The sequence below is a fragment of the Enterobacter cloacae complex sp. IR5459 genome, from assembly GCF_049238005.1.
In the GTDB taxonomy this organism is placed as follows: domain Bacteria; phylum Pseudomonadota; class Gammaproteobacteria; order Enterobacterales; family Enterobacteriaceae; genus Enterobacter; species Enterobacter hormaechei_C.
This window is the reverse complement of sequence record NZ_JBMKIG010000002.1, coordinates 207007-227208: the sequence shown is the minus strand read 5'-3', so window position 1 is coordinate 227208 and position 20202 is coordinate 207007. Positions and strand designations below refer to the sequence as shown.

20 protein-coding genes are annotated in these 20202 nt (G+C 58.8%); 14 read left to right on the top strand and 6 right to left on the bottom strand.

Features of this window, described 5'->3' with window-relative positions; genetic code table 11:
• Positions 1–62: 62 nt before the first annotated feature.
• On the bottom strand, positions 63–851 hold the full coding sequence (gene modE, locus ACOTX4_RS04505) for a molybdenum-dependent transcriptional regulator (protein ID WP_023324338.1): 789 nt from the start codon (positions 849–851) through the stop codon (positions 63–65).
• Positions 852–978: 127 nt separating this feature from the next.
• Here modE and ACOTX4_RS04500 point away from each other — a divergent pair, with 127 nt between their 5' ends.
• From ACOTX4_RS04500 to modC, 4 genes are all read left to right on the top strand, one after another.
• Positions 979–1131 (top strand): AcrZ family multidrug efflux pump-associated protein, encoded by a 153-nt coding sequence (locus ACOTX4_RS04500; protein WP_003858549.1) that lies wholly within the window; start codon positions 979–981, stop codon positions 1129–1131.
• A 178-nt stretch (positions 1132–1309) separates the two neighbouring features.
• Positions 1310–2086, top strand: a complete 777-nt coding sequence (gene modA, locus ACOTX4_RS04495) for a molybdate ABC transporter substrate-binding protein (RefSeq protein WP_022650631.1) — start codon at positions 1310–1312, stop codon at positions 2084–2086.
• Positions 2083–2775 carry a molybdate ABC transporter permease subunit gene (gene modB, locus ACOTX4_RS04490; RefSeq protein ID WP_022650632.1) on the top strand — a complete coding sequence of 231 codons (693 nt, stop codon included), beginning with the start codon at positions 2083–2085 and terminating at the stop codon, positions 2773–2775. The genes modA and modB overlap by 4 nt, the downstream gene beginning before the upstream one ends.
• On the top strand, positions 2775–3833 hold the full coding sequence (gene modC, locus ACOTX4_RS04485; RefSeq protein WP_063938003.1) for a molybdenum ABC transporter ATP-binding protein ModC: 1059 nt from the start codon (positions 2775–2777) through the stop codon (positions 3831–3833). The genes modB and modC overlap by 1 nt, the downstream gene beginning before the upstream one ends.
• Here the strand turns inward: modC and ACOTX4_RS04480 are convergent, their stop codons facing one another.
• Positions 3834–4652 carry a pyridoxal phosphatase gene (locus ACOTX4_RS04480; RefSeq protein ID WP_045331625.1) on the bottom strand — a complete coding sequence of 273 codons (819 nt, stop codon included), beginning with the start codon at positions 4650–4652 and terminating at the stop codon, positions 3834–3836. It abuts the gene before it with no gap.
• 119 nt (positions 4653–4771) lie between these two features.
• Here ACOTX4_RS04480 and pgl point away from each other — a divergent pair, with 119 nt between their 5' ends.
• The gene (pgl, locus tag ACOTX4_RS04475) at positions 4772–5767 is read left to right on the top strand and encodes a 6-phosphogluconolactonase (RefSeq protein WP_045331623.1); all 996 of its coding nucleotides are present in this window, start codon (positions 4772–4774) and stop codon (positions 5765–5767) included.
• A gap of 101 nt (positions 5768–5868) precedes the next feature.
• Here the strand turns inward: pgl and ACOTX4_RS04470 are convergent, their stop codons facing one another.
• Positions 5869–7152, bottom strand: coding sequence for a putative acyl-CoA thioester hydrolase (locus ACOTX4_RS04470; RefSeq protein WP_003858537.1), 1284 nt, complete (start codon positions 7150–7152; stop codon positions 5869–5871).
• Between the two features lie 223 nt (positions 7153–7375).
• Here ACOTX4_RS04470 and hutI point away from each other — a divergent pair, with 223 nt between their 5' ends.
• The 5 genes from hutI (at position 7376) to hutH (ending at position 13621) form a co-directional block, all read left to right on the top strand.
• On the top strand, positions 7376–8599 hold the full coding sequence (gene hutI, locus ACOTX4_RS04465; protein WP_032657647.1) for an imidazolonepropionase: 1224 nt from the start codon (positions 7376–7378) through the stop codon (positions 8597–8599).
• Positions 8596–9534 carry a formimidoylglutamase gene (hutG, locus tag ACOTX4_RS04460; protein ID WP_003858535.1) on the top strand — a complete coding sequence of 313 codons (939 nt, stop codon included), beginning with the start codon at positions 8596–8598 and terminating at the stop codon, positions 9532–9534. The genes hutI and hutG overlap by 4 nt, the downstream gene beginning before the upstream one ends.
• A gap of 19 nt (positions 9535–9553) precedes the next feature.
• A complete protein-coding gene (locus ACOTX4_RS04455; RefSeq protein ID WP_045331617.1) occupies positions 9554–10288 on the top strand; it encodes a histidine utilization repressor in 735 nt (244 codons plus the stop codon).
• A 127-nt stretch (positions 10289–10415) separates the two neighbouring features.
• A complete protein-coding gene (gene hutU / locus ACOTX4_RS04450; RefSeq protein WP_003858533.1) occupies positions 10416–12104 on the top strand; it encodes a urocanate hydratase in 1689 nt (562 codons plus the stop codon).
• The gene (gene hutH, locus ACOTX4_RS04445) at positions 12101–13621 is read left to right on the top strand and encodes a histidine ammonia-lyase (RefSeq protein ID WP_045331614.1); all 1521 of its coding nucleotides are present in this window, start codon (positions 12101–12103) and stop codon (positions 13619–13621) included. The genes hutU and hutH overlap by 4 nt, the downstream gene beginning before the upstream one ends.
• Before the next feature lie 66 nt (positions 13622–13687).
• Here the strand turns inward: hutH and ACOTX4_RS04440 are convergent, their stop codons facing one another.
• Both ACOTX4_RS04440 and bioA read right to left on the bottom strand, forming a co-directional pair.
• Positions 13688–14164 (bottom strand): kinase inhibitor, encoded by a 477-nt coding sequence (locus tag ACOTX4_RS04440; RefSeq protein WP_003858531.1) that lies wholly within the window; start codon positions 14162–14164, stop codon positions 13688–13690.
• Positions 14165–14211: 47 nt separating this feature from the next.
• Positions 14212–15501 (bottom strand): adenosylmethionine--8-amino-7-oxononanoate transaminase, encoded by a 1290-nt coding sequence (gene bioA, locus ACOTX4_RS04435; RefSeq protein ID WP_032628176.1) that lies wholly within the window; start codon positions 15499–15501, stop codon positions 14212–14214.
• Between the two features lie 86 nt (positions 15502–15587).
• Between bioA and bioB the strand changes: the two genes are divergently transcribed.
• The 4 genes from bioB to bioD are packed head-to-tail and all read left to right on the top strand — an operon-like array spanning position 15588 to position 19215.
• Positions 15588–16628, top strand: coding sequence for a biotin synthase BioB (gene bioB / locus ACOTX4_RS04430; RefSeq protein ID WP_003858529.1), 1041 nt, complete (start codon positions 15588–15590; stop codon positions 16626–16628).
• Complete coding sequence (gene bioF / locus ACOTX4_RS04425; RefSeq protein ID WP_045331611.1) at positions 16625–17782, top strand: 8-amino-7-oxononanoate synthase; 1158 nt, start codon at positions 16625–16627, stop codon at positions 17780–17782. The genes bioB and bioF overlap by 4 nt, the downstream gene beginning before the upstream one ends.
• The gene (gene bioC, locus ACOTX4_RS04420; RefSeq protein WP_045331609.1) at positions 17766–18521 is read left to right on the top strand and encodes a malonyl-ACP O-methyltransferase BioC; all 756 of its coding nucleotides are present in this window, start codon (positions 17766–17768) and stop codon (positions 18519–18521) included. Before bioF ends, bioC begins: the two co-directional genes overlap by 17 nt.
• Positions 18514–19215 carry a dethiobiotin synthase gene (bioD, locus tag ACOTX4_RS04415; protein WP_003858523.1) on the top strand — a complete coding sequence of 234 codons (702 nt, stop codon included), beginning with the start codon at positions 18514–18516 and terminating at the stop codon, positions 19213–19215. Before bioC ends, bioD begins: the two co-directional genes overlap by 8 nt.
• Here the strand turns inward: bioD and ACOTX4_RS04410 are convergent.
• Entirely contained in the window at positions 19178–19900 is a 723-nt protein-coding gene (locus tag ACOTX4_RS04410; protein ID WP_003858522.1) for an ABC transporter ATP-binding protein, read from the bottom strand. The genes bioD and ACOTX4_RS04410 overlap by 38 nt on opposite strands.
• Positions 19901–20202: the final 302 nt, after the last annotated feature.

Here is a 20202-nt window from a genome sequence, read left to right as displayed (position 1 = left end):
ATCCCATTTTTTGCAGCAACAGATGTCAGGGATACTCAGTGTAAGCAGGGTTGTCAATGCGCTTAGCACAATGTGGCGATAATTACCCTGTCTGCATTGAAATATGCGGTCACCACAGCACCTTCGTCTAATTCGGTCGCGTCGTTCACCGGAACGGTGGCGCAGAGCAACTGTCCATCCGGCAGGGTCATCAGCACTTCACACTGTTCTGCGCCGCGCTCGATGTGGCTGATGCGTCCCCGCAGCTGGTTGTCGGCCTCTGCGGCCTGCTCAGGGTTAAGCGTGATGCTGATCCAGGGGGCTTTGAGTAATACCAGCACCTCCTGACCTTCGTTCAGCCCAAGGCGTTGACCACTTTGCGCGGTGATGGCGGCTTTCAGGCGCGTCGTGCCGTCCGCGAGCAGGATCTCAATATGCTCCTGCACCTGCGAATGATCGCGCCCCGTCACCGTACCAAACCACTGGTTACGGGCGCTGGTCTGCAAAGAGAAACGGGAGATGGCGCCCAGCAGGCTGTCCAGCGGCAGGTTGTCGTCATCGCTCAGCACATCAAATGCTTTTTGCTGGATCTGCGCCAGTAAATCGTAGAGCTGGATCAGACGTTGCCCGTAACGCGTCAACACGGCGCCGCCGCCGCCTTTCCCGCCGGTGGCGCGCTCAACCAGCGTGTGTTCACTCAGGGTGTTCATGTCGTTAATCGCATCCCAGGCGCTTTTATAGCTGATGCCGGCGTTTTTTGCTCCCTGGCTAATCGAGCCAGTTTGTTCTATTTGTTTTAACAGGGCGATACGTCGCGGATCGGCGAAAAGCTTCTGCTGAAGTCGTAGGGTGAGGAGAATTTCGGCCTGCATAACAGTGTCCCGGCAAAAAGGCTATTGTGACCCAAATGCCCGGGGGCGGAAAGCGCACCGCACAAAAGGGGATGTTTTTCTTACTTTTCAGGGTAGAATAAGCCGTTCACAAGATCTGGAGAAAACCATGTTAGAGTTGTTGAAAAGTCTGGTATTCGCGGTAATCATGGTGCCAGTAGTGATGGCTATCATCCTCGGTGCCATCTACGGCCTGGGTGAAGTGTTCAACGTCTTTTCGAACATTGGTCATCGTCGTGACCAGCCTAAAAAGCAGCAATGATTTCCTCCAAAACGCCCGGCCAGCCCGGGCGTTTTGCTCTCAAGTTTATTCCTCTCCCGCCGATATCTTTTACAACGTTCCTTGAGTTTACGCATTAATGGGTACGATTTAGCGCTAGGAACGCCTGCGATATATCGTTATATTTATTTGTATATAACGATACGCACAGGAGCTTCAAATGGCACGTTCATGGGTACGCCTTTTCGCAGGGGCAACGCTGACTCTCTCACTCACCGGCCACGCGCTGGCGGATGAAGGAAAAATCACGGTCTTTGCGGCGGCGTCGCTGACTAACGCGATGCAGGATATTGCTGCGGTATACAAAAAAGAGAAAAACGTCGAGGTGGTCTCGTCGTTTGCCTCCTCGTCCACGCTGGCCCGCCAGATTGAAGCGGGGGCGCCCGCGGATCTGTTCATCTCTGCCGATCAGAAATGGATGGATTACGCGGTGGAGAAAAAATCTGTTGATACGGCTACCCGCGAAACGCTGCTGGGAAATAGCCTGGTGGTGGTTGCACCCGCAAACAGCAAGCAGGGCGACATCGCCATCAACAAACAGACGGACTGGACCCGTCTGCTCAACGGTGGTCGTCTGGCGGTGGGCGATCCGGAGCATGTTCCTGCCGGGATTTATGCGAAAGAAGCGCTGCAAAAACTTGGCGCATGGGAAACCTTATCGCCGAAGCTGGCTCCCGCAGAAGATGTGCGTGGCGCGCTGGCGCTGGTGGAGCGTAACGAAGCGCCACTCGGGATCGTTTACGGCTCCGATGCCGTCGCCAGTAAAGGCGTGAAGGTAGTGGGTACCTTCCCGGAAGACTCGCATAAGAAAGTGGAATATCCTGTTGCGATAGTTGATGGGCATAAAAATGCGAGCGTGACGGCCTTCGTTGACTACCTGAAGGGGCCGGAAGCGTCCGCTATCTTTAAACGTTACGGATTTACGACTCACGAATGATATTGACCGAACCTGAATGGCAGGCCGTGCTGCTGAGCCTGAAAGTCTCTTCCCTGGCGGTTGCGCTGAGTTTGCCCTTTGGGGTGTTCTTTGCCTGGTTACTGGTTCGCGTGAAGTTTCCAGGCAAAGCCCTGCTCGACAGTGTTCTTCATCTTCCGCTCGTCTTGCCGCCTGTGGTGGTCGGCTATCTGCTGCTGATCTCCATGGGGCGACGCGGCGTTATTGGCGAGTGGCTGTACGACTGGTTCGGACTGACCTTTGCTTTCAGCTGGCGCGGCGCGGTTCTGGCCGCGGCAGTAATGTCCTTCCCGCTGATGGTGCGCGCTATCCGCCTGGCGCTGGAAGGGGTGGATATCCGGTTAGAACAGGCCGCCCGCACGCTGGGCGCAGGCCGCTGGCGGGTATTCCTGACCATTACGCTTCCGCTTACGTTACCGGGCATTATCGTCGGTACGGTGTTAGCCTTCGCCCGTTCGTTGGGTGAGTTTGGCGCGACCATCACCTTTGTGTCCAACATTCCCGGCGAGACGCGGACCATCCCGTCGGCCATGTATACCCTGATTCAGACCCCGGGTGGCGAAGGTGCGGCGGCCCGGCTGTGTATTATTTCGATTGTACTCGCCCTGGTCTCGCTGCTGGTGTCTGAGTGGCTGGCGCGCCTCAGCCGTGAACGGATGGGGAAATCGTGATGCTGGAACTCAACTTTACGCAAACCCTGGGCAGTCACACCCTGACGCTGAACGAAACGCTGCCTGCCAGCGGTATCACCGCCATTTTTGGCGTGTCCGGGGCGGGGAAAACGTCTCTGATTAATGCGATTAGCGGCCTGACGCGTCCCCAGTCTGGCCGTATTGTGCTAAATAACCGCGTCTTAAATGACGCGGAGAAGAAGGTCTGCCTGTCACCGGACAAACGCCGTATCGGCTATGTGTTTCAGGATGCGCGCCTGTTTCCGCACTACAGCGTTCGCGGGAACCTGCGTTACGGCATGGCAAAAAGCATGGCCGGACAGTTCAATAAGCTGGTGGCGCTGCTGGGCATCGAACCGCTGCTGGATCGTCTGCCGTCGTCGCTGTCGGGTGGTGAAAAACAGCGCGTGGCGATTGGCCGCGCCCTGTTAACCGCGCCGGAACTGCTGCTGCTGGATGAGCCGCTGGCCTCGCTGGATATTCCGCGCAAGCGCGAGCTGCTGCCGTATCTGCAACGTCTGGCGCGGGAAATCAACGTGCCCATGCTCTACGTCAGCCATTCGCTGGATGAGATTTTACATCTGGCCGACAAAGTGCTGGTGCTGGAAGCGGGCAGGGTGAAGGCATTCGGCAATCTGGAGGAGGTGTGGGGCAGCAGCGTTATGCATCCATGGCTGCCAAAGGAGCAGCAGAGCAGCATTCTGAAGGTGAGCGTGCTGGAGCACCATCCGCACTACGCGATGACCGCGCTGGCGCTGGGCGATCAGCATTTGTGGGTGAATAAAATCGATACACCGATTCAGTCCACGTTACGGATCCGCATTCAGGCGTCGGATGTCTCCCTGGTGCTGCAACCGCCGCTGCAAACCAGTATCCGCAATATTTTGCGCGCAAAAGTGGCGCAGTGTTTTGATGATAACGGCCAGGTGGAAGTGCAGCTGGAAGTAGGCAACAGAACGCTGTGGGCGCGCATCAGCCCGTGGGCCAGGGATGAGCTGGGTATCAAGCCTGGCCTGTGGCTTTACGCGCAAATCAAGAGCGTTTCCATAACCGCCTGATCACAGCAGGTGGGTATAGATATACTGCGCGATGCTGTCGGTGGTGTTATTGCCAATCACCACGTCAGCGCGCGCTTTCACCGCGTCATCGGCATTACCCATCGCCACGCCCGTTCCGGCCGCTTCCAGCATGCTGATGTCGTTATAGTTATCGCCGAAAGCAATTACGTCCTGCATTGATCCGCCCTGCGATTCAACGAACTGGGTCAGACGCCTTCCTTTGCTGTTGCCTTTGCGGGCGATATCCACCTGATCGTGCCAGGACCATTCACATTCCAGACCCAGCGTATGCTCGACAAGTTTTGCGAAGGTATTCAGTTTGGCGGTGTCTTCATCGGTCAGGGCAAATTTCCAGATTGCTTCGACGTCTTCCGCCGCCTGGCGCAGGGAGGAAACCTGAGTAAACACCGGACGCTGCGCTTCCGGCAGAGACAGGGCCCAATTGCTTGTGCGGATCACATGGCCGGTAGGGCGTTCATACACCATGGCGTTATCCACATACATCAGGCCGTGAATGGCGTGCTCATCCAGTAAATCAATCAATTGCAGCGCCTGCGTAACGGGAAGCGGATCGGAGGCTAAAACCTTTTTTGCCTGATAATCATACAAATAGGTGCCATTACAACAAATTGCAGGTGTATCTAAGCCCAGTGCCTGATAAAAAGGATGAATGGCTACGTGATGTCGACCCGTTACGATGAGAAGTTGATACCCCGCTTCCTGGGCTCGTTTGAGGGCCTCAAGAGAAGAGGGGAGCAGGGTTTTCTGAGGGGTAAGCAGTGTTCCGTCTAAATCCAGGGCAATCACTCGCGAGGTCATTTTTTCTTCCGGGTTAATGTTGAATTTAAGGTCTGTCGGGATGGTACACCGAGAGCGGAACCCTGCAAAATCCCGGACTACAATTCAGCATTCACCGTTAAAAATAATCAGGAGTATTCATGAAACAAACCGTTTATACCGCCAGTCCTGAAAGTCAGCAGATCCATGTCTGGCGTTTGAATACAGAAGGTTCGCTTACGCTGGTTCAGGTTGTTGATGTGCCAGGCCAGGTGCAGCCGATGGTCGTCAGCCCGGATAAACGTTTTCTTTATGTCGGCGTACGCCCCGAATTCCGCGTACTGGCATACCGCATCTCCCCGGATGACGGCGCGCTGACCTATACCGCAGAAGCCCCGCTGCCGGGCAGCCCGACCCATATTTCCACTGACCATAAAGGCAACTTTATCTTCAGCGGCTCCTACAATGCAGGCTGCGTGAGCGTCACCCGCCTGGAAGACGGTATTCCCGTTGAAACCGTCGACGTGGTAGAAGGGCTCGAAGGTTGCCACTCAGCCAACATTTCGCCGGATAACCGCACGCTGTGGGTGCCAGCGCTTAAGCAGGACCGCATCTGCCTGTTTACCCTGAGCGATGACGGCCATCTGGTCGCGCAGAGCCCGGCGGAAGTCACCACCGTGGAAGGCGCAGGCCCGCGCCACATGGTCTTCCACCCGAATCAGCGGTATGCCTATGTCGTTAACGAGCTGAACAGCTCGGTAGACGTGTGGGAGCTGAACGATCCTAACGGGCAGATCGAGTGCGTACAGACGCTGGACATGATGCCATCTGATTTCTCTGACACACGCTGGGCGGCAGACATTCACATCACGCCGGATGGCCGTCACCTGTATGCCTGTGACCGTACCTCCAGTCTGATCACCGTCTTCAGCGTCTCCGAAGACGGCAGCGTTCTGGCAGTTGAGGGCTTCCAGCCGACAGAAACCCAGCCGCGCGGCTTTAATGTCGACCACAGCGGCAAATACCTGATTGCGGCGGGGCAGAAATCCCACCACATTGCGCTCTATGAAATCCAGGGCTTGCAGGGGCTACTGGAAGAGAAAGGACGCTATGCGGTCGGACAAGGGCCGATGTGGGTTGTGATTAACGCTCATTGATCCGTAGACGAAAAAAACCTCGCAAATGCGAGGTTTTTTATGCGCGGTTAATGCATGTGGCAGGCCGGGTAAGGCGCAGCCGCCACCCGGCAGCAGGCATTTTACTGCTTCGGCTCAGCAACCACTTTGCTACCCAGACCGCGGTTGTTGTATTCCCACATGCGGTTGAAGTTAGCGTCGTTCAGGTTACGCTGCACGTTGTCTTTATCATCCACCGTGCCGGTGTTGCCGGAGAAAGGACGTTTCGAGATCGCCGCATCCGCCCACGGTTTCGCCATGTTAAAGCCTTCGTTAATCACGCTGTCGCGGATAACGACCTGGCCGTTAGTGGCGGAGTCCACGTCCAGAGAGCGACCAAGCTGCGCCACGCCATCGCCAGCAGCAGTAAAGCGGCTATTCACGGCCAGGAAGCCATAGAACAGGTTAGACTGCGTGGCCGGTGCAAAGACGTAACCTTCCTGCTGCGTACGTGAATTCACCACGCGGAAGTCGGTGTTATCAAATACCACCGCGCCGCGGCCAGAGACCATATCCACGTCGCCTTCAATGTAGCTGTTGGTGACCAGAGTACGCGTCAGACGGTTGTTCTGAAGGGTATTCTGCACGCCGCTGTTGGTCACGAAGAAGGTGTTCTGGCGGCCCAGGATATTGACGTTGTTAATCTGTACCTTGTCGCCATCGCTACGCAGCGCCACGGCCTGATGATTACCTGCGTCAACGCTGTCGCCCAGGGTGTTCTGAATGGTCAAGTTTTGCAATTGCAGGCCATTGTTTTGTGACCAGAATACCGCCGAACACATCACGCCAATGGTGGCGGCACGCTTGCGCTGGCAGTTATCAAACATATACCACGCCGGTTTACCTGGCATGTATTTACCGGCCGGGTTCACCAGATGGCGCCAGGTGGTGCTGTCGATCTCTGAATCAATCGCCAGGCCAATTTTTACGTCGACCGCTTTTTCGCCCAGGCCGTAAAGCGTAATGCTTCCCGGTGCTGCCGGAACATAAACGGTTCCTTCGTATTCACCCGGCAGGATGGCAATGTACTGACGAGATGCGCTGTGTTTGGTGATTGCGGCATCAACGGCTGCCTGAATAGAGGTGTGTGTAACGCCCTGCGCCCCGGCCGGGCCGACAACGAAGTCTGGCTGTTTCGGCAGGTTAATAGAAGAAGGCGTCCACGGGGCTGCATTGGGATCCATCGCCGAGAAATAGTGCGCACGGGTGAAGTTCTTCGCTTCAGCCGCTGACAGGATCGGACGGGAAGCGGTGCCCGGAGCAACCTGCTCAGAAGGTTGCTGATCCGGTGGTGTTGAACTGCAAGCGGATAAAGTCACGCCAAAGGCGAGTGCCAACGCCAGACGGGAAATCCTGGAAATATTCAAGGTAATGCTCCTGGGTATGCAAGTCTTATCTGGATAGACGAAATAGCCTGCTTTTTTATACTAAGTTGAGCGAAACGGGAAGATAAAAACCGGAAAAGTTGCATTTTTGCCCGCAGGCGACGGGAAAGTCATCACAAATAAATAACATTTTCCCCCAATGCGGTTGACAGCAGGCGGCAGATGAAAATAAATGTCTATACAACCCATGACAAGTGGAAGGCACATGCAGCAGCTTAATCCCGATGATGTTATATGGCGAAATGCGCGACTGGCAACCCTGGCGACAGGCGAGGCGGAACCCTACGGCCTGAGAGAACAACATGCCCTCGTTGTGCGCGGCCAGACGATTCTGGCCATTATTCCTGAATCCGAGATCCCCTCCGGGCATCGTCAGTGTGTCGATCTCGACGGGCGTCTGGTTACTCCCGGCCTGATCGATTGCCACACCCACCTGGTGTTCGGCGGCGATCGTGCAGCGGAATGGGAGCAACGGCTTAACGGCGTGTCATATCAGACCATTAGCGCGCAGGGCGGCGGAATTAACGCCACGGTCACGGCCACCCGCAACAGTTCGCCGGAAACGCTCCTGACGGTGGCGCAGCAGCGACTCCAGCGGCTGATGAATGAAGGCGTAACGACCGTTGAAATCAAATCAGGATACGGTCTGAATGCCGAAGCCGAAGAGAAAATGCTGCTGGTTGCCCGCCAGCTCAGCCTGAATAATCTGGTCGATATCAGCCCGACGCTGCTGGCCGCGCATGCCGTTCCTGCCGAGTACCGACAGGATCCGGATGCCTATCTGGCGCTGGTCTGTGAGCAGATCATGCCCACGCTGTGGCAAAAAGAGTTATTTGAAGCGGTGGACGTGTTTTGTGAAAACGTCGGCTTTACCCCGGCGCAAACCGAGCGCCTGTTCCGGGCCGCCGCCGCGCTCGGGATCCCGGTAAAAGGGCATGTAGAACAACTGTCGAATCTTGGCGGCGCGGCGCTGGTCAGCCAGTATAAAGGGCTGTCGGCCGATCATATTGAGTATCTCGATGATGCAGGTATTCAGGCGATGGCGCAAAGCGGCACGGTGGCGGTATTGCTCCCCGGCGCGTTCTATTTTCTTCAGGAGCGCCAGCGTCCACCGGTGGCGCAGCTCAGAGAGCAGGGTGTGCCGATGGCGGTGGCTACCGACTACAACCCGGGCACCAGTCCGTTTGCCAGCCTGCATCTGGCAATGAACATGGCCTGCGTCCAGTTTGGCCTCACGCCGGAAGAGGCCTGGGCTGGCGTGACGCGGCATGCGGCGCAGGCGCTAGGACGTGCTGCGACGCACGGGCAGTTAAAGCCCGGTTATGTGGCTGATTTCGTCGTCTGGGAGGCGAATCATCCGGTTGAGATGGTTTACGAGCCGGGGCGGAATCCTTTGTATCAACGCGTGTTTCGGGGGCAGGTAGCATGAAACTGTGGCATCCCGTCTCCCCGCAGGTCTGGCAGGGGCGTGACGACAGCGCCGAGTCCAGCACCGCGAAACGTCTCTTCCAGACCATACAGCAGCGCGAACACTTTTCTCCCGTGCCGTCAGGCATTGCCCTGCTGGGCTTTGAATGTGATGAAGGGGTTAAGCGTAACCAGGGCAGGCCCGGTGCTGCACAGGCGCCCGATGTGTTGCGCGGCGCGCTGGCGAATATGGCGAGCCATCAGGGGCATGCGCGCCTCGTGGATATGGGTTCTGTTTATGTTGAAGGCCACGCGCTGGAGGCGGCACAGCAGGCGCTGAGCGAGGCCATAACCGCGTGCCAGCAATCCGGGATGCGTACTCTGGTTTTCGGCGGTGGACATGAAACCGCCTGGGCGCACGGGCGCGGCGTGCTGGACGCCTTTCCGAACGATCGCATTGCGGTGATCAACCTGGATGCGCACCTCGATTTACGCAAGGCTGAACGGGCAACGTCCGGCACGCCGTTCCGCCAGCTGGCGCACTACTGCGCGTCTCAGTCTCGGGTGTTTCACTACGCCTGCCTGGGGGTAAGCCGTGCGGCGAATACTCAGGCGCTGTGGGAGGAAGCTGAGCGGTTGAACGTGACGCTGGTTGAAGATCTCGATTTTCGCCGGGATGCGCTATCCGCGCTGGATAGCGTGCTTACGCAGGCAGACCGGGTTTATCTCACCGTTGACCTCGATGTGCTGCCTGCCGCAGAAATGCCCGCCGTGTCCGCCCCTGCGGCGTTGGGGATCCCGGCGCTGGATCTGTTCCCGGTGATTGAGCGTATCTGCCGAAGCGGTAAACTACAGGCGGCGGATCTGGTGGAATTTAATCCGCACTACGATCGGGACGGTCAGGGGGCGAAGCTTGCCGCCCGACTGGCCTGGCAAATTGCTCACTGGTGGGCATAACAACATTCAAGGAGTCATGATGTTTTCACGCTCGCCCCTGCCGAAGCCGAGCCCTCCCGCGCCTTTTTACGAAAAGGTGAAGCAGGCGATCAGCGAAAAAATCGCAGCCGGCGTCTGGCGCCCGCATGACCGCATTCCGTCCGAAGCCGAACTGGTCGCGCAGTTTGGCTTTAGTCGAATGACCATTAACCGGGCGCTGCGGGAGCTGACCGATGAAGGGTTGCTGGTGCGCCTGCAAGGGGTCGGGACTTTTGTGGCGGAGCCAAAAGGACAGTCGGCGCTGTTTGAAATCCGCAGCATTGCCGATGAAATTGCCGCCCGCAACCATCAGCACCACTGCGAGGTGCTGGTGCTTGAAGAGACGCAGGCCAGCGCCGAACAGGCCATCGAGCTGAAGGTTACCGAGGGCACCCGGATTTTCCATTCGGTGATGGTGCACTATGAGAACGACATTCCGGTCCAGATTGAAGATCGCTGCGTCAATGCGGAGCGGATACCGGACTATCTGAATCAGGATTACACCCAAACCACACCGCATGCGTATCTCTCGCTCGTCGCCCCGCTGACGGAAGGGGAGCATATCGTGGAAGCCGTGCGCGCCACGCCGCAGGAATGCGAGCTGTTGCGTATTAAAGAGCACGATCCCTGCCTGCTGATCCGCCGTCGTACCTGGTCGTCCTCGCAAATTGTGTCGCATGCGAAGCTGCTGTTCCCGGGAAATCGCTACCGGTTGCAGGGCCACTTTATGTCATAAGTTTTATAAGCGTGATCGCTAACGCAATATAGCAAAATTGTATCTTTTTTGTTAAATCCGACCTTGTGTGTGCTTGTCTATACAAGTATATCTAAATGCATCATCTGTCCCTTATGAGGAACACACAATGTCGTCAGATAAATACCGCAAGCAGGATGTCCGCGCCGCGCGCGGCACCACGCTCACCGCAAAAAGCTGGCTCACCGAAGCACCGCTGCGCATGTTGATGAACAACCTTGATCCTGAGGTAGCAGAAAATCCCCACGAGCTGGTGGTCTACGGCGGCATTGGCCGCGCCGCACGCAACTGGGCGTGCTATGACGCGATTGTCGAGTCTTTGACGAATCTCGAAAACGACGAAACGCTGCTGGTGCAATCCGGCAAACCGGTTGGCGTATTCAAAACCCATAAAAATGCGCCCCGCGTGCTGATTGCCAACTCCAACCTGGTGCCGCACTGGGCGACGTGGGAACACTTCAACGAGCTGGACGCAAAAGGGCTGGCCATGTACGGCCAGATGACCGCGGGTAGCTGGATCTACATCGGCAGCCAGGGGATTGTGCAGGGCACCTATGAAACCTTCGTGGAAGCGGGCCGTCAGCACTATAACGGCTCACTGAAAGGCCGCTGGGTGCTCACCGCCGGACTGGGCGGCATGGGCGGCGCGCAGCCGCTGGCCGCGACGCTGGCGGGCGCGTGCTCCCTGAACATTGAGTGCCAGCAGAGCCGCATCGATTTCCGTCTGCGTACCCGCTATGTCGATGAACAGGCCGACAACCTCGATGACGCGCTGGCGCGCATCAAAAAGTACACCGCTGAAGGCAAAGCCGTGTCGGTTGCCCTGTGCGGCAACGCGGCGGATATTCTGCCGGAACTGGTGGCGCGCGGCGTGCGTCCGGATCTGGTCACCGACCAGACCAGCGCTCACGATCCGCTCCACGGCTATCTGCCAAAAGGCTGGACGTGGGAAGACTACCAGCAAAAAGCGGAAACCGATCCTGAGGGCACGGTACTGGCGGCTAAACGCGCCATGGCGGAACACGTCTCCGCGATGCTGGCCTTCAGTAAGATGGGTATTCCGACCTTTGATTACGGGAATAACATCCGCCAGATGGCGAAAGAAATGGGGGTGAATAACGCCTTTGACTTCCCCGGCTTCGTGCCCGCCTATATCCGTCCTCTGTTCTGCCGCGGCATTGGGCCGTTCCGCTGGGTTGCCCTGTCCGGCGATCCGGAGGATATCTACAAAACCGATGCCAGAGTGAAAGAGATTGTCGCCGATGACGAACACCTGCATCGCTGGCTGGATATGGCGCGCGAGCGCATTAACTTCCAGGGCCTGCCGGCGCGTATCTGCTGGGTCGGGCTGGAGTGGCGGCAAAAACTCGGCCTCGCCTTTAACGAAATGGTGCGCAGCGGCGAAGTCTCCGCGCCGATCGTCATTGGCCGCGACCACCTGGACTCCGGCTCTGTCGCCAGTCCGAACCGTGAAACCGAAGCCATGCGCGACGGCTCGGATGCGGTCTCCGACTGGCCGCTGCTGAATGCCCTGCTGAACACCGCCAGCGGCGCGACCTGGGTGTCGCTGCACCACGGCGGCGGCGTCGGGATGGGCTTCTCCCAGCACTCCGGGATGGTCATCGTCTGTGACGGAACTGATGAAGCGGCCGCGCGTATCGCTCGCGTGCTGCACAACGACCCGGCAACCGGCGTGATGCGTCACGCGGATGCGGGTTACGAGATTGCCATTGATTGTGCCAAAGAGCAGGGCCTGAACCTGCCGATGATCCCCGCCACACAAGGAAAGCCTGCATGAACGCGTTAACACTTACTCCCGGCTCGCTGACGCTCAAACAGCTGCGTCACATCTGGCGTCAGCCGGTGACACTCTCCCTTGATGAAAGCGCCCACCGTGCCATTAACGACAGCGTGGCCTGCGTGGAGGCGATTGTGGCGGAGGGGCGCACCGCCTACGGCATCAATACCGGGTTTGGCCTGCTGGCGCAGACCCGCATCGCCACGCACGATCTGGAGAATTTACAGCGTTCGCTGGTGCTGTCGCACGCGGCGGGGATTGGCCAGCCGCTGGACGATGAGATCGTCCGCCTGATGATGGTGTTGAAAATCAACAGCCTGGCGCGTGGGTTTTCCGGCATTCGTCTGAGCGTGATCCAGGCGCTGATGGCGCTGGTCAATGCGGAAGTTTATCCGTGGATCCCGGCGAAGGGCTCCGTCGGCGCCTCCGGCGATCTGGCGCCGCTGGCGCATATGTCGCTGCTCCTGCTGGGTGAAGGCCAGGCGCGCTGGCAAGGGGAGTGGCTGCCTGCGAAAGAGGCGCTGAAAAAAGCCGGTTTAACGCCGATCACCCTCGCGGCAAAAGAGGGGCTGGCGCTGCTCAACGGCACGCAGGCGTCGACCGCTTTCGCGCTGCGCGGTCTGTTTGAAGCGGAAGATCTGTTCGCCTCGGCGGTGGTGTGCGGTGCACTGACCACTGAGGCGGTGCTCGGCTCGCGTCGTCCGTTCGATGCCCGCATCCACGAGGTGCGCGGCCAGCGCGGTCAGATTGATGCCGCTGCCATGTACCGCCACGTACTTACCGATACCAGCGACATTGCCGAATCACACCATAACTGCGAGAAGGTGCAGGATCCGTATTCCCTGCGCTGCCAGCCGCAGGTGATGGGCGCATGCCTGACTCAGCTGCGCCAGGCGGCAGAAGTGCTGCTGGTGGAGGCCAATGCGGTGTCCGATAACCCGCTGGTGTTTGCCCAGGAAAACGAGGTGGTTTCTGGCGGCAACTTCCACGCCGAGCCGGTGGCGATGGCGGCAGATAATATCGCGCTGGCGATTGCCGAAATCGGGGCGCTGTCTGAGCGTCGAATCGCGCTGATGATGGATAAGCACATGTCCCAGCTGCCACCATTCCTGGTGCGTAACGGCGGCGTGAACTCGGGCTTTATGATCGCCCAGGTCACCGCCGCGGCACTGGCAAGCGAGAACAAGGCGCTGTCGCACCCGCACAGCGTGGACAGCCTGCCAACCTCAGCCAACCAGGAAGATCACGTGTCGATGGCCCCGGCTGCCGGGCGTCGTCTGTGGGAGATGGCCTCTAACACCCGCGGCGTGCTGGCGGTGGAGTGGCTGGCGGCGTGTCAGGGTATTGATTTGCGCGAAGGGCTAACATCCAGCCCGCTGCTGGAGCAGGCGCGTCATACGCTGCGCGAGCACGTTACGCACTACGATGACGACCGCTTCTTTGCGCCGGATATTGATAAGGCGATGCAGCTTCTGGAAGAAGGGCGGCTGGTGGGGTTATTGCCTTCCGTGCTGTGATTTTTACCCTCACCCTAACCCTCTCCCTGTGGGAGAGGGCCGGGGTGAGGGCATCAGCCCGCACGATTACGAATACATCGCCGTAATCGACGCGCTACCCAGCGAATGGAAATGCACGTTAAAGCCTACCATCGCGCCGCTCGCCCCTTCGTCGACCTCAATCTTGTCCACATCCAGCGCGTGCACGGTGAAGATATAGCGGTGCGTTTCCCCTTTTGGCGGCGCCGCGCCGCCGTAGCCCGCTTTGCCAAAGTCAGTGCGCGTCTGAATCGCACCGTCAGGCAGAGCAACCAGATCGGAACCGGAGCCCTGCGGTAATACGCGCGTGTCGGCGGGCAGGTTTGCCACGATCCAGTGCCACCAGCCCGACCCGGTTGGCGCATCCGGATCGTAGCAGGTCACAACAAAACTTTTGGTTCCCGCTGGCACATCGTCCCACGCCAGATGGGGAGAGATATTATCCCCCTGATAACCCATCCCGTTAAACACGTGACGTTCCGGCAGCTTTTCGCCGTCGCGCAAATCTTTACTGATGATTTTCATCCGATTTTCCTCGTTACTCACTCATTCAGAAAGTGTAACGCATGGGGTTAAATCGCGAAATGCGCTGAAGTGTTAACGGCTTCAACCACTGCCCCGGTCAGCTTGCGGAGCTGATCCGCAGAAATGCTGTACGGCGGCATGAGGTAAATCAGCTTACCGAAAGGTCGCACCCACACGCCCTGGTCAACGAAGAAGCGCTGCAACGCGGCCATGTTCACCGGATGCGTTGTCTCGATTACCCCGATGGCGCCCAGTACGCGGACGTCCGCGACGTATTCCGCCTCCGCCGCCGCGCTTAACTGCTGCTTCAGCTGCGCCTCAATCGCCGCCACCTGCGTCTGCCACGCGCCGCTCTCCAGAATGGCGAGGCTTTCGCTTGCCACGGCGCAGGCCAGCGGGTTGCCCATAAACGTCGGGCCGTGCATAAAGCAGCCCGCGTCACCGTCGCTGATGGTGTCGGCAACCTGGCGCGTGGTAAGCGTGGCGGAGAGCGTCATGGTGCCGCCGGTGAGCGCTTTCCCCAGGCACAGAATATCCGGCGCGATCCCCGCATGCTCGCAGGCAAACAGCTTCCCGGTACGGCCAAAGCCGGTGGCGATCTCATCGGCAATCAGCAAAATTCCTTCGCGGTCGCACATCTTCCGAATGCGCTTCAGCCACTCGGGGTGATAGATCCGCATTCCGCCCGCGCCCTGCACAATCGGTTCGAGAATAACGGCGGCAATCTCGTGGCGATGGGCCGCCATCAGCCGCGCGAAGCCCACCATATCCATCTCGTCCCATTCGCCGTCGAAGCGGCTCTGCGGGGCTGGCGCAAACAGGTTTTCCGGCAGATAGCCTTTCCACAGGCTGTGCATGGAGTTGTCCGGATCACATACCGACATTGCCCCGAAGGTGTCGCCGTGATAGCCGTTGCGGAAGGTGAGGAACCGCTGGCGCGTTTCGCCCTTCGCATGCCAGTACTGCAACGCCATTTTCATCGCCACTTCCACGGCCACCGAGCCGGAGTCGGCCAGGAAAACACACTCCAGCGATTCAGGCGTCATCGCTACCAGGCGACGGCATAAATCCACCGCGGGCTGATGTGTGATCCCGCCAAACATCACGTGTGACATCTGGTCAATCTGCGCTTTCATCGCCGCGTTCAGACGCGGGTGGTTGTAGCCATGGATCGCCGCCCACCAGGAGGACATCCCGTCAACAAGCCGCTCGCCGCTGGCGAGATGCAGCTCGCAGCCGTGGGCAGAGGCTACCGGATAGACGGGAAGGGGGCGGGTCGTGGAGGTGTAAGGGTGCCAGATATGCTGCTTGTCGAAGGCGAGATCGTCCTGGGTCATAATCGACTTGTAAACCATTTTGAAAAGTTTTAGGTTTACAAGTATAAACCGAACCGACAATTAACAAAACCCTTTGGAGAAGCCCGATGGCTCACCACGCACGCTGGACGATGTCGCAAGTCACTGAATTATTCAATAAACCTTTCCTGGAGCTGATGTTTGAGGCGCAACAGGTGCACCGCCAGCACTTCGATCCGCGTCATGTTCAGGTCAGCACGCTGCTGTCGATCAAAACCGGGGCTTGCCCGGAAGACTGCAAATATTGCCCGCAAAGCGCGCGCTATAAAACCGGTCTCGAATCCGAGCGCCTGATGGAAGTCGAGCAAGTGCTCGACTCCGCGCGCAAGGCCAAAAACGCTGGCTCGACCCGCTTCTGCATGGGCGCGGCGTGGAAAAATCCGCATGACCGCGACATGCCCTATCTGGAGCAGATGGTGAAGGGGGTGAAGGAGATGGGGCTTGAAGCCTGCATGACCCTGGGTACGCTGAACGAAGAGCAGGCGCAGCGTCTCTCGGCGGCGGGGCTGGATTACTACAACCACAACCTTGATACCTCGCCGGAGTTCTACGGCAACATCATCACCACGCGTACCTATCAGGAGCGTCTGGACACGCTGGATAAAGTGCGTGATGCGGGGATCAAGGTCTGTTCCGGCGGGATCGTGGGACTGGGCGAGACGGTAAAAGATCGTGCCGGCCTGCTGTTACAGCTGGCAAACCTGCCGACCCCGCCGGAAAGCGTGCCCATCAACATGCTGGTGAAGGTAAAAGGCACGCCGCTGGCGGATAACGAGGACGTGGATGCCTTCGATTTCATCCGCACCATCGCGGTGGCGCGCATCATGATGCCGACCTCTTACGTTCGCCTCTCTGCCGGTCGTGAGCAGATGAGCGAGCAGACCCAGGCGATGTGCTTCATGGCCGGGGCCAACTCCATCTTCTACGGCTGCAAACTGCTGACCACGCCAAACCCGGAAGAGGACAAAGATGTCCAGCTGTTCCGCAAGCTGGGGCTGAACCCACACCAGACCGGGGTACAGGTGGGGGATAACGAGCAACAGCAGCAGCTGGAGCAGCAGATTTTTAACGCCGACACCGACCAGTTCTACAACGCGGCAGCCGTATGACCTGGCAGGCACGTATCAGGACCGCGCTCGACGAGCGGCGGGCGGCGGATGCGTTTCGGGTGCGCAGGGTAGTGGAAAACGGTGCAGGCCGTTTTCTCACCCGGGAAGGAGAGCGGTTCTGTAATTTCTCCAGCAACGATTATCTGGGACTGAGCCAGCACCCGCAGATCGTTCGCGCCTGGCAGCAGGGCGCGGATCGTTACGGCGTGGGCAGCGGCGGCTCCGGGCACGTCAGCGGCTACACCACGGCGCATCAGGCGCTGGAGGAAGAGCTGGCCGACTGGCTGGGCTACCCGCGGGCGCTGCTGTTTATCTCCGGTTTTGCCGCGAATCAGGCGGTGATTGCCGCCCTGATGGGCAAAGATGACCGCATCGTCGCGGACCGCCTGAGCCACGCGTCTCTGCTTGAAGCGGCCAGTCTCAGCCCGGCGCAGCTGCGGCGTTTTGCCCATAACAATGCCTCTCAGCTGAACGTTCTGCTGGGTAAACCCTGTTCTGGGCTTCAGCTGGCGGTGACGGAAGGGGTATTCAGCATGGACGGCGACAGCGCGCCCCTTGCCACCTTGCATGACGTCGCAAAACAGCAGAACGCCTGGCTGCTGGTCGACGATGCCCACGGCATTGGCGTCACCGGCGAGGAGGGGCGCGGAAGCGCGCACCAGCAACGCGTCAGGCCGGAACTGCTGGTGGTCACCTTCGGCAAAGGCTTCGGCGTCAGCGGCGCCGCGGTGTTGTGCAGCGAGCCGGTGGCCGATTACCTGGTGCAGTTCGCCCGTCACCTGATCTACAGCACCAGCATGCCCCCGGCGCAGGCCGTGGCGCTCTCTGCGTCGCTTGCGGTGATCCGCGGCGAAGACGGCGCTGAACGCCGGGCGCGCCTGGCCGACCATATTCAGCGTTTTCGCCGGGGGATAAGCGAGCTGTCTTACCGGCTTACCGACTCGCACAGCGCCATTCAGCCCGTAATTGTGGGTGAAAACCATCGGGCGCTGATGGTGGCACAGGCGCTACGAGAACGCGGGCAGTGGGTCACGGCGATCCGCCCACCCACCGTGCCACCAGGCACCGCGCGCTTGCGTCTGACGCTCACGGCAGAGCATGAGCCGCAGGATATCGATACGCTTCTGGAGGCACTGTATGTCTCTCGTCAATAAACAGGCCGTTGCCGCCGCGTTTGGCCGGGCAGCGCAAAGCTATTCACAGCACGATGAGCTGCAACGCCTGAGCGCCCGCGGGCTGCTGGCCGCGCTCGGTGACGGGCGTTTTGCGCAGGTGCTCGACGCAGGCTGCGGGCCAGGCGGCAATAGCCGTTACTGGCGCGCAACAGGTAGCCACGTCACGGCGCTGGATTTATCCGCGCAGATGCTGGATGAAGCCCGCCAGCAGCTGTCAGCAGACCGTTATCTGGTGGCCGATATCGAGGCCATCCCGCTGGAGGATGCGCTGTTTGACCTCGTCTGGAGCCATCTGGCGGTGCAGTGGTGCGCCAGCCTGCCGCAGGCCCTACGCGAGTTATACCGCGTGGCGCGGCCCGGCGGAGCGGTGGCCTTTACCACCCTGCTGGAAAGTTCGTTGCCGGAGCTGAATCAGGCGTGGAGGGCAGTGGATGCACAGCCTCATGCCAACCGGTTTCTCTCGCACGAACAGGTCACTCAGGCGCTGGCAGGCTGGCGCTATCGCAGCGTGGTCCAGACCGTCACCCTCGAATTTAGCGATGCGTTAAGCGCCATGCGATCGCTTAAGGGCATAGGCGCGACGCACCTGCACGCCGGACGGGAGAAGAAACCCCTTACCCGCGGACAACTCCAGCGTCTCGAGCTGGCCTGGCCGCAGGAGCGGGGCCGGTTCCCGCTCTCTTATCATCTTTTTCATGGGATTATTGAACGTGACTGAACGTTATTTTGTTACCGGCACGGACACTGAAGTCGGTAAAACGGTTGCCAGCGCCGCGCTGTTGCAGGCGGCGCGTCTGCTGGGGAAAACAACTGCCGGGTATAAGCCCGTAGCCTCCGGCAGCGAGATGACGCCGGAAGGCTTACGCAATACCGATGCGCTGGCGCTACAGCGTAATAGCAGCCTTGCGCTGGCCTATTCTGCGGTGAACCCCTATACCTTTGCTGAACCCACCTCGCCGCACATCGTCAGCGCCGATGAAGATCGTCCGATTGATTTTTCGGTGCTCTCTTCCGGGTTACGCGACCTGGAAACGCAGGCCGACTGGGTGCTGGTGGAGGGGGCTGGCGGCTGGTTTACCCCGCTGTCCGACGAGCAGACATTTGCTGACTGGGTGCAGGCCGAGCAGCTTCCTGTCATTCTGGTGGTCGGCGTGAAGCTTGGCTGTATCAATCACGCCATGCTGACCGCTCAGGCCGTGCAGCAGGCCGGGTTGCGTCTGGCAGGGTGGATTGCCAATGACGTGGTTGCGCCGGGTAAACGTCATGCTGAGTATCTGGCGACGCTGAAGCGGGGGCTGCCTGCGCCGTTTCTCGGCGAGATCCCGTGGCTTGCCGACGGCGCAGAGCAGGCGGAAACCGGACGCTATCTTGACCTTAGCGCCTTATGTCCCGCGCCATCCAGTGCGCAATAAGGTCGTCATCCAGCTCGTTAACGTGGCCCTGTGCCACGTTACGCCCGCGATAGAGCATGCAGAAACGATCCGCTACCCGGCGGATAAACGACAGCTGTTGCTCAGCTAACAGCACCGTCATTCCCAGCTCCCGATTCAGCCGCACCAGCAGCTGCCCCAGCCTGCGCGCGAAACCGTGCCCTGCGCCATGCATGGGCTCATCCAGAATCAACACGCGCGGGCGATTAACCAGCGCACTGGCGAGGGCCAGCTGATACTGGTCGTCAGGGGACAGCGAAGAGGCACGGCTCTGTCGCAGCGGATAGAGCTCCGGAAACAGGGCATACACGTCACTTTTTGATGTCGGGTCAGGTTTCCCTGTCGCCCGCATAGCGATATGCAGATTTTCATCGACGGTCAGCTGGGAAAATATCCGCCGATCCTGCGGGACGTAGCCTATCGTCGGCGGCGCCGTGAATGCTGACGCAGGGCTGAGCAAATTACGCGGCGGCGCGCCAGCCTCATGCCAGATGATGGTGCCGCTCTCAACGGGCACCTTTCCGGTAATGCAGTTCATGAGCGTGGATTTACCCATGCCAGGCAGGCCAACAATGCCCGTACAGATGCCTTGCGGGAAATCGATATTCACGTTCCATAGCGTATGTTGGCTTCCGTAAAACTGATTTACAGCACGCAGACTCAACATCTTTCTCTCCTAAAAAATGTGTGGGGGTGATGCACAGAGTGATGTCTGCAAAACGCCTGCCAGGAACTTCATAATGATTAAAAAAGGCCATTTTTAGGAATAACTCACTATCAAAAGCAGTACGTTTATACGAAATGCACATTCCCGGTGCCGCGTATGTCGAATCGTGGTGCAGGAGAAATGACAGAATTGTGATTAAGATCTCGCCAGTTGCTTATGAAAAAATGAACGTTTTCCAGGCAAAAAAGAGTGATAAAAATTTTTTACTGCCGCTTCGTGGGAAAAACCGGGAATTTGCTGAA

Coding starts and splice junctions, on each gene's coding strand:
- modE (WP_023324338.1), bottom strand. CDS start 851: ATGCAGGCCGAAATTCTCCTCACCCTACGACTTCAGCAGAAGCTTTTC.
- ACOTX4_RS04500 (WP_003858549.1), top strand. CDS start 979: ATGTTAGAGTTGTTGAAAAGTCTGGTATTCGCGGTAATCATGGTGCCA.
- modA (WP_022650631.1), top strand. CDS start 1,310: ATGGCACGTTCATGGGTACGCCTTTTCGCAGGGGCAACGCTGACTCTC.
- modB (WP_022650632.1), top strand. CDS start 2,083: ATGATATTGACCGAACCTGAATGGCAGGCCGTGCTGCTGAGCCTGAAA.
- modC (WP_063938003.1), top strand. CDS start 2,775: ATGCTGGAACTCAACTTTACGCAAACCCTGGGCAGTCACACCCTGACG.
- ACOTX4_RS04480 (WP_045331625.1), bottom strand. CDS start 4,652: ATGACCTCGCGAGTGATTGCCCTGGATTTAGACGGAACACTGCTTACC.
- pgl (WP_045331623.1), top strand. CDS start 4,772: ATGAAACAAACCGTTTATACCGCCAGTCCTGAAAGTCAGCAGATCCAT.
- hutI (WP_032657647.1), top strand. CDS start 7,376: ATGCAGCAGCTTAATCCCGATGATGTTATATGGCGAAATGCGCGACTG.
- hutG (WP_003858535.1), top strand. CDS start 8,596: ATGAAACTGTGGCATCCCGTCTCCCCGCAGGTCTGGCAGGGGCGTGAC.
- ACOTX4_RS04455 (WP_045331617.1), top strand. CDS start 9,554: ATGTTTTCACGCTCGCCCCTGCCGAAGCCGAGCCCTCCCGCGCCTTTT.
- hutU (WP_003858533.1), top strand. CDS start 10,416: ATGTCGTCAGATAAATACCGCAAGCAGGATGTCCGCGCCGCGCGCGGC.
- hutH (WP_045331614.1), top strand. CDS start 12,101: ATGAACGCGTTAACACTTACTCCCGGCTCGCTGACGCTCAAACAGCTG.
- ACOTX4_RS04440 (WP_003858531.1), bottom strand. CDS start 14,164: ATGAAAATCATCAGTAAAGATTTGCGCGACGGCGAAAAGCTGCCGGAA.
- bioA (WP_032628176.1), bottom strand. CDS start 15,501: ATGACCCAGGACGATCTCGCCTTCGACAAGCAGCATATCTGGCACCCT.
- bioB (WP_003858529.1), top strand. CDS start 15,588: ATGGCTCACCACGCACGCTGGACGATGTCGCAAGTCACTGAATTATTC.
- bioF (WP_045331611.1), top strand. CDS start 16,625: ATGACCTGGCAGGCACGTATCAGGACCGCGCTCGACGAGCGGCGGGCG.
- bioC (WP_045331609.1), top strand. CDS start 17,766: ATGTCTCTCGTCAATAAACAGGCCGTTGCCGCCGCGTTTGGCCGGGCA.
- ACOTX4_RS04410 (WP_003858522.1), bottom strand. CDS start 19,900: ATGTTGAGTCTGCGTGCTGTAAATCAGTTTTACGGAAGCCAACATACG.